Below are 15,591 nucleotides of genomic sequence, written 5' to 3' on the forward strand. Positions count from 1 at the left end.
ACAGGACTGAATTAAAAGGTTATTATTATGAAGCAATCTGCTTAGATTGTTTTATTTGTTTCGTTTCCGGTAGTAGTAGATTTAACAGTACACCTACAATTGCTGCTAGTGCCATTCCTTCTACTTGGAATGATTCTCCTACGTGAAGTACCGCTCCACCAATACCGATTACTAGTATTACTGATGCAATCATTAAGTTTCGTTTGTCACTTAAATCTGTTTTATCGTCTACCATCATGCGTAATCCGCTTGATGCGATTACACCGAATAGTAAGATTGATACACCACCCATAACTGGTGTGGGGATCGAATGAATCAGTGCAGAAATCTTACCGATAAATCCGAACATGATTGCGAATACCGCTGAACCGATGAATAAGTATACACTGTACGCTCTTGTAATTGCTAGCACACCGATGTTTTCACCATACGTTGTATTCGGTGGTCCACCGATTAGTGATGCGATTAATGTGGCTACTCCATCACCGAAGATTGAACGGTGTAAACCTGGTTTTTTAATTAAATCTCTTTTAATAACATTTCCTAATACAATTTGATGTCCGATATGTTCTGAAATTGTTACTAGTGCAACTGGTACCATCAAGAGTACAATCTTCCATGAAAACTCTGGTGTGTATGTTACAAATGGTACTGTGAAATCTGGTACAACAAACCATTTTGCCTCAGCTACCGGCTTTAAGTCTACTAACCCTTGGAAGTAAGCGAAGATATATCCGCCGATAATGCCAAGTAACACTGGTATGATACTGAAAAATCCTCTTCCGAATATTGAGCATATAATTGTAATTGCTAATGTTACTAATGCTACTGAAAAGTGTGTAAAGCTATATTTGCCATCCGCACCATTCATCGCCATGTTAACTGCTGTATGTGCTAAAGCTAGCCCGATTACCATTACTACTGGACCAACTACGATTGGTGGTAGTAATTTCATAATCCACTCTGATCCTGATTTCTTAATTCCGAGTGAGATTAAGATGTATACAAGTCCTGCTAGCAAACCACCAAGCATTGCTGCTCCAGGTCCCCCTGCCGTTTTCGCTGTTATAATCGGTGCGATAAAGGCGAATGATGATCCTAGATAGGCAGGTACTTGACCTTTCGTTATAAGAAGAAACGCTAACGTTCCTAATCCACTTGATATTAATGCTACTGACGGATTCAATCCTGTTAAAAACGGAACAAGCACTGTTGATCCAAACATCGCGAACAAATGTTGTATACTTAAAAATAACCATTTTCCCGGTTTCGGTACTTCATTAACGTCTAACACTGGCTTTTGTTCCATTGTTACATCCTCCTTCAGTTTAAATCTTTGCAATAAAAAAACTCTTTGTGCCTGTGCACAAAGAGTCCTACACTTTCGTATGCCAAATTTGACATATGAAAGCCAAGACCCTTTGGCAGCCTCACAGGACTACATTTAAAAGGGCTTTACTTATCGTATATGCTTACTCGATCTTGTTGATCTGTCTCTTGCAAATCAACTTCGATACGCTCTTCACTTGATGTTGGAATGTTCTTTCCTACATAATCAGCGCGAATTGGTAGTTCACGATGACCTCTATCAACAAGAACCGCCAGTTGGATTTGTGATGGTCTACCTAAATCCATAAGAGCATCCATTGCTGCTCGAACTGTTCTGCCTGTATATAATACATCATCTACAAGGATAACTTTTTTCTTCGTAATATCTACAGGGATATCAGAACCTTTTACAAGTGGTTCTTTATTTTTCGATTGTAGCGTTAAATCATCACGATATAACGTAATGTCTAGCTCTCCAACCTCTATTTCTTTTCCTTCAATTTGACCAATTCGTTCTGCCAAACGTTGTGCAATAAAAATTCCACGAGTTTTAATTCCGACAAGAACACAATTATCGACACCTTTATTTCGTTCCACGATTTCATGACTAATTCGTGTTAAAGCGCGGCGAATCATTTGGTCATCTAAAACGACAGCTTTCTCTTGCATGCTCTACACCTCCAAGCTTTTTTCTTGCGTGAGAGTAATGGTATAAAAAAAGTCCTCTCAGCGTGTGCGAGAGGACTTTTGAAAAAGGGTATAGCATACCCTATGCATTTCAAACCGTTACCTTCTCAACCTCACGGGGCTGTGTTAAAGGATCATTATTTAACTGTTGTCAGTATCTCAGTTTTCTTATGATTTGTCAATACTATTTTCGCAAAATATTTAATGCGTCTTCAAACACTTTTGGAATCGGTGCCTCAAACTGAATATATTCACCAGTACGAGGATGATCAAAGCCTAAAATACCTGCATGAAGTGCTTGTCCGTTCATATCTAATGTTTTCTTTGGTCCATACTTTGGATCTCCTGCAAGTGGATAGCCAATATATTTCATATGAACACGAATTTGATGTGTACGCCCTGTTTCTAAGCGACATTCTACAAGTGTGAAATCTTTGAATCGCTCTAACACTTGGAAATGCGTAACAGCATGCTTACCATTTTCATCAACCGTCATACTTTGGCGTTCTTTCTTATCACGAGCAATCGGAGCATCAATCGTTCCCTTATCGTGCGGAATAACACCGTGTACAATCGCTTTGTAACGTCTCGTTACTGTTTTTGCTACAAGTTGATTTACAAGTGATTCGTGTGCCATATCATTTTTAGCAACCATTAATAGACCAGACGTATCTTTATCAATACGATGTACGATACCCGGACGCATCACACCATTAATGCCTGATAAGTCTGTACAATGGTGCATAAGACCGTTCACAAGTGTACCACTTGTATGACCTGGTGCTGGATGCACAACCATACCACGCGGCTTATTAACAACAAGTACATCTGCATCTTCATAATAAATTTCTAAATTCATATCTTCTGGCTGAATATCTAACTCTTCTGGCTCAGGAATCGTCACTGTAATTTCATCATTTTCTCTAACTTTATAATTCCCTTTTACAGCTTTTCCATTAACTGTAACAACGTCATCTTTAATCCATTGTTGTACTTGTGTACGTGACCATTCATTATTTATTCCTGCAACGAATTTATCAATTCGCTCATTTTTTTGTTCTTCTGCAACTGTTACTTGTACTACTTCACTCATTCAATTACTCCTTCGTTTTCTTGCCTTCTAATAATGTTTGAATAATAATTAATACAACACCAATACATAATGCTGAATCAGCGATATTGAATACTGGATAGTTGTACGAGAAAATATACACGTGAATGAAATCCACTACTTCTTGTCTAAATACACGATCAATAAAATTACCAATTGCTCCGCCTAAAATTAGACCTAATGAAATTCCTAGAAGCTTGTCTGTTTTTGCATATTTTTTCATATAAAATACGATAAATGCTACAAAAACGACTGTAATAATGTAGAAAAACCACATTTTATTTTCTAAAATACCCCAAGCAGCTCCTCTATTTCGATGTGATGTTATGTATAATACATTATCGATAATCGGAATACTCGTACCCAATTCCATGTTCTTTACAATTAGCCATTTCGATATTTGATCGATGGCAATGACAAATAACGCTATTACATAATATATCATTTTCATTTCCCCCACAAAGACAGTGTACCTCAAAATTTTAGCATAGCTGCAACCTTTTCACAATGAACCTTTATAGAAGAATAAAATAAATTAAAAAAAGGTAATATAATATCGTTGTGCACATTCATACATTTACTTTTTCATAGAAAAATTCATGAATGGTACGTGCAGTCGGCATCGTTTTCATTTGTTTTACCGACATTACTCTCCCTGTGTCTTCACAAATACCATACATATCTATTTCCATTTTAAATAATGCACGTTCTACATCTTTTAAATCCTCTTTTATATCATGTAATAAAAGTTTTTTCTTTATCTCTTCCTTAATTTCATACCCAAGCTCTTCGCTAAACTCTGTATTATATTTGTACATAACCTCTTTAGCTAGCCTCTCTTGTAACTCTTTTCGCATCAATTGCAATTCTTCTTTGATTTCCATATACATTTCATTCACGTGTACATTCCTCCCAGTTGCAATGTACGATTAGTGTGTCCGAAATTTATATGCTTACCTCTCACACATTTTTCCTTCATAGGAAAGAGAGTGAAAGTTATTTCAATATACTGTTAACCAAAAAAATGACTGCACTTTACGTGCAGTCACCCCTTATTATTTTACATAATTTTCTTTAACAACCGTTGCGCAACGCTCACATAATGTTTCATGTTCAGCATCTTTACCAATTGTTTCTGAAACTACCCAACAACGTTCACATGTTTCACCAGTTGCTTGAACAACAACAACCGCTGTATGTTCATACTTCGGTGCATCTGCTGGCGCCTCTTCCATCATACCACCAAGTTTGTACTCAGAAACGATGAATAATTGCTTTAAGTCTTCGTTAATAGACTCTAACATAGCTTTCATTTCTGCAGTTGGATATAGCGTAATGCTTGCATTTAATGACTTACCGATTACCTTTTCATTACGAGCTACTTCTAACGCTTTTAATACGTCATCACGCAATGTCATAAATGCATCCCATTTTGTTTTTAATGCTTCTGCACCATCTAATTGTACAGCTTCTGGCATATCAGTTAATTGTACACTTTCTTCTGTTACACCTGGAATGTATGGCCATACTTCATCAGCTGTATGCGGTAAGATTGGTGTTACAAGTTTCGTCAATGCAACAAGAACATCATATAATACAGTTTGAATTGCACGACGATCTTCATGGTTCGCACCTTCAATGTATAAAATGTCTTTTGCAAAGTCTAAGTAGAATGAACTTAAATCAATTGTACAGAAGTTATGAATTGCATGATATACAGCAGCGAAGTCGTATGTCTCATATGCTTCTTTTACTTTTGTAATTAAGTCATTTAATTTCACTAACATGTAACGATCTACTTCACGAAGTTCAGCTATAGCTACTGTATTTTCACTTGGCTTAAAGTCGTCTAAGTTTCCTAATAAGAAACGGAATGTGTTACGGATTTTACGATACACTTCTGCTACTTGTTTTAAAATATCATCCGAAATACGTACATCAGATTGATAGTCAACAGAAGATACCCATAATCGTAAAATATCTCCGCCTAATTGATCCATAATTTTCTTCGGTACGACGATGTTTCCAATCGACTTACTCATTTTACGTCCTTCACCATCTAATACGAAACCGTGGCTTAGTACGCCTTTATATGGCGCTTTTCCTGTTACAGCAACTGCTGTCGATAATGAAGAGTTAAACCAACCACGATATTGGTCAGATCCTTCTAAATATAAATCTGCTGGACGTTGTAAGTCATCGCGCTCTTCTAATACTGCTTGGTGAGAAGAACCTGAGTCGAACCATACATCCATGATGTCTGTTTCTTTACGGAATTCACCATTTGGGCTACCTGGATGTGTAAATCCTTCTGGTAATAGATCTTTCGCTTCACGCTCAAACCATACGTTAGAACCGTGTTCACGGAATAAATCAGCTACATGGTTAATTGTTTCATCCGTAATGATTGGATCACCATTCTCAGCATAGAATACAGGTATTGGCACACCCCATGCACGTTGACGAGAAATACACCAGTCACCACGGTCACGAACCATGTTATGAAGACGAGTTTCGCCCCATGCTGGTACCCATTTTGTTTCCGCAACAGCTTCTAATAACTCTTTACGGAATGCTTCAATAGATGCAAACCACTGTGCTGTCGCACGGAAAATAATAGGTTTTTTCGTTCTCCAATCATGTGGATATGAATGCGTAATGAATGTTAGCTTCAGTAATGCGCCTACTTCTTCTAATTTTTCTGTAATTGGCTTGTTAGCTTTATCATAGAATAAGCCTTCAAATCCAGGTGCTTCCTCTGTTAATACACCTTTATCATCAACTGGACAAAGTACTTCTAAGCCATACTTTTTACCAACAATAAAGTCATCTTCCCCGTGTCCTGGTGCTGTATGAACACAACCTGTACCTGCATCTGTTGTTACGTGATCTCCTAGCATAACTAATGAATCACGATCGTAGAATGGATGCTTTGCAACTGTATACTCAAGCTCGCTACCTTTTACTGTTTTCACAACTTCAGCGTTTTCCCACTCTAACGTTTTTGCAACTGTCTCAAATAGTTCAGAAGCAATAATATATTTTTCACCATTTACTTTTACAATAGCGTATTCAAGTTCTGGGTGAACAGAAATACCTAAGTTTGCAGGCAACGTCCAAGGCGTTGTTGTCCAGATAATGTATTTCTCATCACCTTCTAATACGTTCTTTCCATCTTTTACAGGAAATGCTACGTAAATAGATGCAGATTTTTTATCTTGGTATTCAATTTCAGCTTCTGCTAAAGCTGATTCACTCGTTGGTGACCAATAAACTGGCTTTTGCCCTTTATAGATATAACCTTTTTTCGCCATATCACCAAACACTTTAATTTGTTGTGCTTCATATGCTGGCTCTAAAGTAATGTATGGGTTATCCCAATCAGCACGTACACCTAAACGCTTAAATTGCTCACGCTGACGTTCTACTTGTTCATATGCATACTCTGCACATAACTTACGGAACTCAGCAACTGTCATTTCTTTACGCTTCACACCTTTATTTGTTAAAGCTTGTTCAATTGGTAAACCGTGTGTATCCCAACCTGGGACATATGGTGCACAGAAACCAGTCATTGATTTATAACGAACGATAAAGTCTTTTAATACTTTATTTAATGCATGTCCCATATGAATGTCACCATTCGCATATGGAGGTCCATCATGCAGTACAAATAAAGGACGACCTTTCGTATGTTCTTGTACCTTTTCATAAATATTCATTTCCGCCCACTTTTCTTGCATTGCAGGCTCACGTTTTGGTAAATTCCCACGCATCGGGAACTCTGTTTTTGGCATTAGTAATGTATTTTTGTACTCCATGCTCAATTCCTCCTTACATGTATAAAAGAAAGACCTAAAAAACGGAATAAAAAAGAGACTTTCTCATCCCAAAAAGGGACGAGAAAGTCTCCCGCGGTACCACCCTAGTAGATTCTATACGTATGTATACAATCCTCTTTATATTCTTAACGCGAATATACGCCTACGCTTACTCTATTTGTTCAGCGCGGAACTCCAGGGTGATATTCCCATTATCTCCTTATCCTGAGCTTACACCATCCTCAGTTCGCTATATAAGGTATGAAAAAGGTACTTATCCCTATCTTCGTTTTTCTTAATAAATATGTTGTTTAAAATTATATGTAATAATGAGAAAAACGTCAAGCTTACACTGTTTCTTCTTTTTTCAACAGCTCGTCTACTTCGTCTTCTAACTCAATTAGTTTATCCCAATCATCGTTGTTTAACATTTCAAGCTGTGTTTCTAATAACATACGGAAACGAGTGCGGAATACTTTCGCTTGTTTCTTTAGCTCTTCAATATCAAAAGCAACTTTTCTTGATTTTACTAAAGCTTCGTTAATAATACGGTCTGCATTCTTTTCAGCTTCACGTACAATTAATTTCGCTTCTTTTTGGGCATTACGTTTTACTTCTTCCGCTGCTTCTTGTGCAACAACGATAGATTTGTTTAACGTATCTTCAATATTAGAGAAATGATCTAACTTCCCTTCTAATTGCGCAACTTGTTCTTCTAAAGCTTTTTTCTCACGAATGACTAATTCATAATCTTTGATAATTTGATCAAGAAACTCATTTACTTGATCCTCATCATAGCCACGGAATCCGCGACCAAATTCTTTGTTATGAATATCTAATGGTGTTAACGGCACAACGCCACCTCCAAGTAGTTATCTAAATTTCCTCTTTCAATTATATCTTTTCTTCGACAAAATAGGAGGATTTCCTTCTAAAAAACCAATCATTTTAGTATACCATACAAAATTCTCCATTTGTCGCGCTTTGTTCTACCTTCTACAGAAAACAATTTACTGCGTCCATATCCTCTCACTGAAAAAACATCTCCTGGATAACATTCATAAGAGGTTTGCTCCACTATTTTCCAATTCACTTTTACTAAACCATTTTTTATGAAAGGTTGTACTTTTTGCCTAGATATATGTAACATTTCAGCTAACATAACATCTAAACGAAGTGAAGAAACCGTTCCGGATTTCTCCCCCCACGTTTCTTGTATCTGTAGAATTTTTTCCCCTTGCACTGGTGATAAGGAGACTTTCACTTTTCCTATAGATTGTAAGTTCATCTCAATATAAGATACAACTTCTTTCGCGACTACAATTTGGGCACGATCTTCTTGAAGCAAAATATCACCACATTTTTCTCTCGTTAAACCAAGAGACATAAATGTACCTAATATTTGCCTATGCTCTAGCGTATAAAACTTGGAAGGATAGTCAATTTCCAATACTTCTACTTGAAATTCCTCTTCATTTATTACTAGATAGTCCGGATAAATGAGTGCTCTTTTGCGCTCTGCTTGAGACGTTGCACCATCAAATTGTACAGCAACATCCCCTTGGCCTATTACCATAGTAACAATTTGTTGTTGCCTTGGATCAAGGAAATCTGTTAATTTCACTTGATGGTACTCCGCTGCTCGCTTCCACTCTAACACTTTATCCACAAAGACCACTTCATCAGGTCTAAAATGCTCGTAGATGCTCATACATATAACCTCTTACTATAAGAAATAGCCGAATAAACTTATTAAACCATTTGTCGCAAGTCTTAAAGCAAAGATCGCAACGAGTGGCGAAATATCAATCATACCAAGCGGCGGAATAAATCTGCGAAATGGTTCTAAATATGGTTCACAAATACGCGCAAGAAACTCTCCGAAAGTTGATTCCTTTGCACCTGGGAACCATGATAGGAGAATGTAAATAATAAGTGCCCACGAGTAAATCTCGATAGCATAAACTAAAAGTCTTAAAACGGTTTCCATGGCGTATTACCACCTCTTTATATTTGTGTCTTCTTCTTCACCGAATAACTCTGAAATTGCACCAACAATATCTACATTTTCAGGCGTACACATAAATGTTTTCGGTCCTATTTTTTGAATGTCCCCGCCTATAGCGTATACAGTACCACTTAAAAAGTCAACGATACGTACAGCTTGATCCGTAGACATTCGTTGTAAATTAATTACAACAGCTCGTCTACCTTTTAAATGGTCCGCAATTCCTTGCGCTTCCGAATATGTGCGTGGTTCTAATAAAACAACTTTTGAGGATTGCTTCGCTGTTTCAATGCTCACAACATTTTGTTTCGTTTGCGCTTTTGGAAACGTAACATCTTGTTGTTCTGGCGGATCTTGCTGCTTCTTCATGTCCGTTTGCTCCTTTTCATAACTATATTGAGCTGCTTCTTTTTCTTCAGGTGTATCAAAAAAGAAGTATTTTACTTTTGACCAACTCATAATAAGATTCTCCTTCCTTTTACGCTTTTCCTACTAAAATCGTCCCCAAACGAATGTATGTAGCACCTTCTTCAATTGCAATGGTGTAATCATTAGACATTCCCATTGATAATTCTTTACATGGTGCATGTAATAATTCTAACTCCTGCACCTCTGTTTGTAGCATACGTAATGTCTTAAAACAGCGTCTAATTTCTTCCTCTTCTTCTGTAAACGGAGCCATTGTCATTAGTCCAACCACTTCAATCTTATCCAATTCTTGCAAACTTTGAATAAAAGAAACGGTTTCTTCTATTGCCAATCCTTGCTTTGATTCTTCAGATGATGTTTTCACTTGAATAAAACATTTCACTTTCTTATCCGCACGTTTTTGAATTTCTTTTGCAAGTGAAAGACGATCTAATGAATGTAAATAATCGATTTCATTAATGATTTCTTTTACTTTTCTCGTTTGTAATGATCCAATAAAATGCCAATTCACTTTTGAACCGAAATGTTCATACTTCTGTAAGAAACCTTCATTTCTATTTTCACCTAAATCGATAATTCCTGCTTCAATTACTTCGTTTGTTTTTTCAATTCCTACCGTTTTTGTAACTGCAACGAGTTTAATATCTTGCAAAGAACGTCCCGCTCGCGCGCAAGATTGTTTAATTGCTTCGTTTACAGTTGTTAAATTTGTTTGTACTGTCACTTGCTTTCATCCTCCTTAAAACCTATGAAACTCAACATTCTCCCTGTCTTACCTTGATCACGACGGTGAGAGAAAAACAGTTGTTCTTCACAGCTTGTACAAAGAGATGACATTACAATATTCTCTTCTTTTATGCCTGCTTGTACACATAATATACGATTAATTTCTTTTAAATCAATTGCGTACTGTCCGTCAGAAACTTTTTTATAAGGAACAGAACCGTTTACCACTTGCTCTGCTGCTGTTAACACTCGATCATCAACAACGTAACAACAAGATCCAATTGCCGGTCCAATCGCAACATGAATTTCATCACTCGAAATCCCTTCTGCATTCCATTTTTGAATCATTTCTTTTGCAATCTCTTTTACAGTCCCTTTCCATCCAGCATGCGCAAGTCCTATCATACCATGTGATGGTGCATAAAAATAGAGTGGAACACAATCAGCATAACAAGATGTTAAAAGAACATCATTATTAGTCGTATAAATGCCATCTGTTTTTGAAATGCCGTCTTCATATGAATAAACGCCACTTCCTTTTTCCTGTTGTCCTACTTTTTCAACATGATGATCATGAACTTGTTCAGAGCAAATCCAGTTTTCTAATGGTTTTTGTAACTTATTTGCTAAAATGCGTCTATTTTCATGAACGTTCTCGGCAATATCATTCACATGTAATCCTAAATTCATTGCATGAAAGGAGCCCGTACTTACCCCACCATCTTTTGTCGTAAATCCAGCAGTAATGTTTCCAAGTTCTTTCCACGCTTCTAAATACAGTATACCGTCCACATATTTAAATGGTTCTCTCATAACAGCGGCTCCTTTTAATTAAAATAACATAAAAAAGCATGGTACTTCCTGTCTATTTTACCATACTTTTATTTTTTCATAATCCTAACAGAAAAAAAAGAGGAATTTGTAATATTCTTTATGAAATTGTCGGTGTTTGTATTGATTCTGTTACAGAATTAACAGGATTTACTCTAACAAGTATGACATCTTCCCCAATTTTCACAATTTCTTTCCAAGGAATTACAATTTCTACGTCTTTCCCAAAAATCCCAAACATACGTGCCTGTTTAGAAATAATAATAGAATCGATCTTCCCTGTGTTCATATCAATTTCAATATCACCAATATTACCCAGCCTTTTTCCGTCTGAAACATTTATTATATCTTTCATCTGCAATTCCGAAATTTGTATCACTTTCATCCTCTCCCTTATATATGACGAATCGAAAAAACATTGTTTCTCAAATGAACAGGAAGCAACCTCTTACCCACTTCATATTATTTTCATTATATGAACACAGCTACCCTACTATGAGCGCAAACAAACTATATGATATATAAAAAGGTTTCACCATAAATGGTGAAACCTTATCCTTGAATTGTCTTATTCATTTGTTTAATAGCTGATTTCTCTAAACGTGACACTTGTGCTTGAGAAATCCCAATTTCTTCTGCAACTTCCATTTGTGTTTTCCCTTGGAAGAAACGTTTGCGAATAATCATTTTCTCACGATCATTTAAACGCTTCATTCCTTCTTTTAGTGCTAGCTCTTCAACCCACTGCTCGTCCTTTTGTTTTTCATCACTTAACTGATCCATAACAAAGATAGGATCTCCCCCATCGTTATAAATCGGCTCAAATAATGAAACTGGATCTTGAATTGCATCTAAAGCAAAAACGATTTCTTCATGAGTCACTTCAAGCACTTTTGCAATATCCATTGCTGTTGGTTCTTTTGAATTTTCTGCAATCAACTTTTCTCTTACTTGTAACGCTTTATACGCAATATCTCGTAATGAACGAGATACGCGAATCGGATTGTTATCACGCAAATATCTGCGTATTTCCCCAATAATCATCGGCACAGCATACGTTGAAAATTTTACATTTTGGCCTAAATCAAAATTATCAATGGATTTCATAAGTCCGATGCAACCAACTTGAAATAAATCGTCAACATATTCTCCTCTGTTATTAAATCTTTGGATGACGCTCAGTACAAGACGTAAGTTTCCATTCACTAATTTCTCTCTTGCGCTTATCTCTCCACTTTGCATTTCACGAAATAATTTACGCATTTCATCATTTTTTAGTACGGGAAGTTTAGCTGTATCAACACCGCAAATTTCTACTTTGTTTCTCGTCAAAGTGTTCCCTCCTATCGGGAGTTGCTGTACAGTGTAAAGTATTTCCTTTGAAGGAGATTTTATGCATGCGGTTTTCTCTTCATTTTTCATTTTCGTTGTCCTTCCTCATACAACGAAAGAGAATAAGACCAGCCTACATAACGGCTGGTCTTATTCTTTACACCATTTTATTAAATTCTTTTCGTAATCTTTTTATGATTCTTTTTTCTAAACGCGAAATGTATGACTGTGAAATCCCAAGCATATCCGCTACATCTTTTTGCGTCTTTTCCTCTCCTCCTGCAAGCCCAAACCGAAGTTCCATAATTTGTTTTTCACGATCATTTAATTGATGTAATGCTTTCATTAGAAGATGACGATCAACAGTAGCTTCTAAATCTTTTGTAATAATATCATCGTCTGTCCCTAATACATCTGATAATAAAAGTTCATTCCCGTCCCAATCGATGTTAAGCGGTTCATCAAAAGAAACTTCTGAACGATTTTTATTATTCCGGCGCAAATGCATTAAAATTTCATTTTCTATACAACGTGATGCATATGTTGCTAATTTTATTTTCTTTTCTGGATTAAATGTATTTACCGCTTTAATAAGCCCAATTGTTCCAATGCTAATTAAATCTTCAATATTTATCCCTGTATTTTCAAACTTTCTTGCTATATATACAACTAGCCGTAAATTGCGTTCAATCAGTAACGACCTTGCTGCCTGATCTCCTTTTGGCAATTTATTCAAAAGAACTTCCTCTTCTTCTTTCGTTAACGGTGGTGGTAACGCTTCACTTCCACCAATGTAATAAATTTCATCGGTCTTAATTCCTAATTTCAACAATACTTTATACCAAAGGTATACTAAATAAAATTTTAATTTCATCATATTATCCCGCCTCCCATTATTAAGCAATTACCATTTTTTGCGAAATTAACATTTTCGGATGCACAATACATTGATACTCTCCATTGGTTGACAACTGTTGTGTATTTAATCCAATCAATACTTTATTAACGACAATAGAACTACCTTCATGATAAATTTGTACACTTTCTGGCTTAATTGCCCATAAAAATTGATTCTCTACTCCTACTGCTCGGAAAGGAATTAAGCGTAATTTTGTCGCCCACCCAGAATCATTTTCTGGTATTTGAGGAATCTCTGTTTTGGAATAAATTTGTTCTGTTAACCAAGCTGGTAAACAATGTTCTAACGATGAAATATGCATAATCATAACAGGTGTTTTCGTTAACGGGTCGTAAAGTTGATTCCCACTATCAATTAAACCTGCGAGTTCTAGTTCCTCTTCAGCTAATTGAATTTTCAATTTCACAATTTGATCATAGTGTATTTTTGTAACCTCTACGCTTTCAATACGCTTTTTAGAAAAATAATAAATGACTGGAAAACCAAAAATAACGAACAACCAACTAATTGGGTCACCATAAGAAATTGATTGAGATTGAACCAACCCATTTACCATTTCATTCGTTTGCAAAAAGAAATGAGTGCCCATTAATCCTCCGCCAACCATAAAGGTTACAAAGTAAAAAGTAAAAACAGTTTGTGCATAATTTCTAAATGTTGTAAACCCAAATGCTGTATACACAATAAGTAACGAGTACAGTAGTTTCATAATTGGATGTGTCATCATAGAAGCAAAAGGAGTAAAGGCAAAAATAACAATGGTTGAACCTATCAATGCCCCTAACACAAGCCTCCATCTTTTGATCTTCTTTTTTAACACGGTAGCCGTTAATAAAAGTAAAAGAAAATCAATGCAGGCGTTTAACAACCAAACAACGTCGGCGTAAACAACCAAACAATTCACCTCTTTTTTTAAGTTGAGACTAGTATAATGCATATCCAATAGGAAAGTGTGTCAATTTGCGGAGGTGTTTTTTTGTTATTTTGTGCTTTCTAGACATAATCTGTCGGTAAAAAATAAAAGTAAATGTTTCATAGAATGCTATATACTTTTTTACTTACATATAAAGTGAAACTTTAATCACCACGCACCAATCATGTTATCCGGCAAATAGCGAAATAGATTAAAATATATAAAATAAAAAAGACCTGCTTAGGCAGATCTTTTCCCTGTATAAAACAAAAAAGGAGCATAAATGCTCCTTTTCTTTTATCGTCTACGACGATTACGTAAGAATGCTGGAATATCGATATCATCTGAATCTGAATGACGCTCATGTACAACTGGCTCTTCACGCTTCATTTCACGTTTTACTTCACGTTGTTTTGGTGGTTGAGCTACTGGCTGTTGCTGTTGTTGCGTGTGATTCACATTCGGACGGATAATTGGTTTTGGTGGTTGAGTTGCAATTGTATCATCAAAACCAGTTGCAATTACAGTTACAACGATATCATCTTTTAATCCTTCATTAATAACCGAACCGAAGATCATATTTACTTCTGGATCTGAAGCTGAAGCTACAATATCTGCCGCTTCTTGTACTTCATATAAGCTTAAGTTAGCTCCACCAGTAATATTCATGATAACACCTTGAGCTCCATCAATAGATGTTTCTAATAATGGACTAGAAATCGCTTTTTTCGCAGCTTCAGCAGCACGATTTTCTCCATTACCAGAACCAATACCCATTAAAGCAGAACCTCTATTAGACATAATTGTTTTTACGTCTGCGAAGTCTAAGTTAATTAAACCTGGTGTTGCAATTAAATCAGAAATACCTTGAACACCTTGACGTAATACGTTATCCGCTTCACGGAAAGCCTCTAACATTGGCGTGTTTTTATCAACAATCTCTAATAAGCGATCGTTTGGAATTACAATAAGTGTATCTACATTTTCTTTAAATGCCGCAATACCAGATGCCGCTTGTGTTGCACGCTTACGTCCTTCAAATGTAAATGGACGTGTTACAACACCAACTGTTAATGCACCTAATTCTTTTGCCACTTGAGCAACAACTGGCGCTGCACCAGTTCCAGTTCCGCCGCCCATACCAGCAGTTACGAATACCATATCAGCACCACGAAGTGCTTCTTGGATCTGTTCTTTACTTTCTTCTGCAGCTTTTTTCCCTACTTCAGGGTTTGCACCTGCACCAAGTCCACGTGTTAATTTTCCACCAATTTGCATTTTTGTTTCAGCTTTTGATAGATTTAATGCTTGTGCATCAGTATTCACAGCGATAAAGTCTACACCTTGTACACCGTGTTCAATCATACGGTTTACAGCATTGTTTCCGCCACCGCCGACACCGATAACTTTTATATTCGCTAATTGATCTTGAGTAGTATCAAACTCTAACATGTCGAAATCCCCCTAGAACCTCATTTTTCGTGT

At 36.4% G+C, this 15,591-nt stretch carries 17 protein-coding genes and 1 other annotated feature; all 17 genes read right to left on the reverse strand.

Features of this window, described 5'->3' with window-relative positions; genetic code table 11:
• Window positions 1-25 precede the first annotated feature (25 nt).
• The gene (uraA, locus tag ACTFR9_RS11550; protein WP_000435929.1) at window positions 26-1,309 is read right to left on the reverse strand and encodes a uracil permease; all 1,284 of its coding nucleotides are present in this window, start codon (window positions 1,307-1,309) and stop codon (window positions 26-28) included.
• 146 nt (window positions 1,310-1,455) lie between these two features.
• A complete protein-coding gene (gene pyrR / locus ACTFR9_RS11555; RefSeq protein ID WP_001156487.1) occupies window positions 1,456-1,998 on the reverse strand; it encodes a bifunctional pyrimidine operon transcriptional regulator/uracil phosphoribosyltransferase in 543 nt (180 codons plus the stop codon).
• A 202-nt stretch (window positions 1,999-2,200) separates the two neighbouring features.
• The gene (locus ACTFR9_RS11560; protein WP_000005840.1) at window positions 2,201-3,109 is read right to left on the reverse strand and encodes an RluA family pseudouridine synthase; all 909 of its coding nucleotides are present in this window, start codon (window positions 3,107-3,109) and stop codon (window positions 2,201-2,203) included.
• Window positions 3,110-3,113: 4 nt separating this feature from the next.
• Entirely contained in the window at window positions 3,114-3,572 is a 459-nt protein-coding gene (lspA, locus tag ACTFR9_RS11565; protein ID WP_000642177.1) for a lipoprotein signal peptidase LspA, read from the reverse strand.
• Window positions 3,573-3,696: 124 nt separating this feature from the next.
• On the reverse strand, window positions 3,697-4,026 hold the full coding sequence (locus tag ACTFR9_RS11570; protein ID WP_001004664.1) for a molecular chaperone DnaK: 330 nt from the start codon (window positions 4,024-4,026) through the stop codon (window positions 3,697-3,699).
• Window positions 4,027-4,182: 156 nt separating this feature from the next.
• Entirely contained in the window at window positions 4,183-6,948 is a 2,766-nt protein-coding gene (gene ileS2 / locus ACTFR9_RS11575; RefSeq protein ID WP_000455934.1) for an isoleucine--tRNA ligase, read from the reverse strand.
• A 71-nt stretch (window positions 6,949-7,019) separates the two neighbouring features.
• Window positions 7,020-7,244 (reverse strand) — a binding site (T-box leader).
• A gap of 51 nt (window positions 7,245-7,295) precedes the next feature.
• A complete protein-coding gene (gene divIVA, locus ACTFR9_RS11580) occupies window positions 7,296-7,802 on the reverse strand; it encodes a septum site-determining protein DivIVA (RefSeq protein ID WP_001131612.1) in 507 nt (168 codons plus the stop codon).
• A gap of 89 nt (window positions 7,803-7,891) precedes the next feature.
• Window positions 7,892-8,659 carry an RNA-binding protein gene (locus ACTFR9_RS11585; RefSeq protein ID WP_000029724.1) on the reverse strand — a complete coding sequence of 256 codons (768 nt, stop codon included), beginning with the start codon at window positions 8,657-8,659 and terminating at the stop codon, window positions 7,892-7,894.
• A gap of 15 nt (window positions 8,660-8,674) precedes the next feature.
• The gene (locus ACTFR9_RS11590; protein ID WP_000450920.1) at window positions 8,675-8,938 is read right to left on the reverse strand and encodes a YggT family protein; all 264 of its coding nucleotides are present in this window, start codon (window positions 8,936-8,938) and stop codon (window positions 8,675-8,677) included.
• Between the two features lie 6 nt (window positions 8,939-8,944).
• Window positions 8,945-9,415: a cell division protein SepF gene (locus ACTFR9_RS11595; RefSeq protein WP_000119138.1), complete on the reverse strand. Its 471-nt coding sequence runs from the start codon at window positions 9,413-9,415 to the stop codon at window positions 8,945-8,947.
• Between the two features lie 19 nt (window positions 9,416-9,434).
• A complete protein-coding gene (locus tag ACTFR9_RS11600) occupies window positions 9,435-10,109 on the reverse strand; it encodes a YggS family pyridoxal phosphate-dependent enzyme (protein ID WP_000218169.1) in 675 nt (224 codons plus the stop codon).
• Window positions 10,106-10,924: a peptidoglycan editing factor PgeF gene (gene pgeF, locus ACTFR9_RS11605; protein ID WP_001209002.1), complete on the reverse strand. Its 819-nt coding sequence runs from the start codon at window positions 10,922-10,924 to the stop codon at window positions 10,106-10,108. Before pgeF ends, ACTFR9_RS11600 begins: the two co-directional genes overlap by 4 nt.
• Window positions 10,925-11,042: 118 nt before the next feature.
• Window positions 11,043-11,327, reverse strand: coding sequence for a YlmC/YmxH family sporulation protein (locus tag ACTFR9_RS11610; protein WP_001998116.1), 285 nt, complete (start codon window positions 11,325-11,327; stop codon window positions 11,043-11,045).
• A 167-nt stretch (window positions 11,328-11,494) separates the two neighbouring features.
• Window positions 11,495-12,274, reverse strand: a complete 780-nt coding sequence (gene sigG, locus ACTFR9_RS11615) for an RNA polymerase sporulation sigma factor SigG (protein ID WP_000197753.1) — start codon at window positions 12,272-12,274, stop codon at window positions 11,495-11,497.
• Window positions 12,275-12,431: 157 nt separating this feature from the next.
• The gene (sigE, locus tag ACTFR9_RS11620) at window positions 12,432-13,151 is read right to left on the reverse strand and encodes an RNA polymerase sporulation sigma factor SigE (RefSeq protein WP_000976948.1); all 720 of its coding nucleotides are present in this window, start codon (window positions 13,149-13,151) and stop codon (window positions 12,432-12,434) included.
• Window positions 13,152-13,170: 19 nt separating this feature from the next.
• Window positions 13,171-14,088, reverse strand: a complete 918-nt coding sequence (gene spoIIGA / locus ACTFR9_RS11625) for a sigma-E processing peptidase SpoIIGA (protein WP_000261993.1) — start codon at window positions 14,086-14,088, stop codon at window positions 13,171-13,173.
• A gap of 315 nt (window positions 14,089-14,403) precedes the next feature.
• Window positions 14,404-15,558, reverse strand: coding sequence for a cell division protein FtsZ (gene ftsZ / locus ACTFR9_RS11630; protein ID WP_000888991.1), 1,155 nt, complete (start codon window positions 15,556-15,558; stop codon window positions 14,404-14,406).
• Between the last annotated feature and the right edge of the window lie 33 nt (window positions 15,559-15,591).

Source organism: Bacillus cereus group sp. MYBK222-1, from assembly GCF_051916425.1.
Taxonomy (GTDB): Bacteria; Bacillota; Bacilli; order Bacillales; family Bacillaceae_G; genus Bacillus_A; species Bacillus_A paranthracis.

Excerpts from the sequence above, each read along its gene's own strand:
- ACTFR9_RS11585 (WP_000029724.1), bottom strand. The coding sequence starts at position 8,659 with ATGAGCATCTACGAGCATTTTAGACCTGATGAAGTGGTCTTTGTGGAT.
- ACTFR9_RS11595 (WP_000119138.1), bottom strand. The coding sequence starts at position 9,415 with ATGAGTTGGTCAAAAGTAAAATACTTCTTTTTTGATACACCTGAAGAA.
- uraA (WP_000435929.1), bottom strand. The coding sequence starts at position 1,309 with ATGGAACAAAAGCCAGTGTTAGACGTTAATGAAGTACCGAAACCGGGA.
- ACTFR9_RS11590 (WP_000450920.1), bottom strand. The coding sequence starts at position 8,938 with ATGGAAACCGTTTTAAGACTTTTAGTTTATGCTATCGAGATTTACTCG.
- ileS2 (WP_000455934.1), bottom strand. The coding sequence starts at position 6,948 with ATGGAGTACAAAAATACATTACTAATGCCAAAAACAGAGTTCCCGATG.
- ACTFR9_RS11560 (WP_000005840.1), bottom strand. The coding sequence starts at position 3,109 with ATGAGTGAAGTAGTACAAGTAACAGTTGCAGAAGAACAAAAAAATGAG.
- ftsZ (WP_000888991.1), bottom strand. The coding sequence starts at position 15,558 with ATGTTAGAGTTTGATACTACTCAAGATCAATTAGCGAATATAAAAGTT.
- pgeF (WP_001209002.1), bottom strand. The coding sequence starts at position 10,924 with ATGAGAGAACCATTTAAATATGTGGACGGTATACTGTATTTAGAAGCG.
- ACTFR9_RS11610 (WP_001998116.1), bottom strand. The coding sequence starts at position 11,327 with ATGAAAGTGATACAAATTTCGGAATTGCAGATGAAAGATATAATAAAT.
- lspA (WP_000642177.1), bottom strand. The coding sequence starts at position 3,572 with ATGATATATTATGTAATAGCGTTATTTGTCATTGCCATCGATCAAATA.
- pyrR (WP_001156487.1), bottom strand. The coding sequence starts at position 1,998 with ATGCAAGAGAAAGCTGTCGTTTTAGATGACCAAATGATTCGCCGCGCT.
- sigE (WP_000976948.1), bottom strand. The coding sequence starts at position 13,151 with ATGATGAAATTAAAATTTTATTTAGTATACCTTTGGTATAAAGTATTG.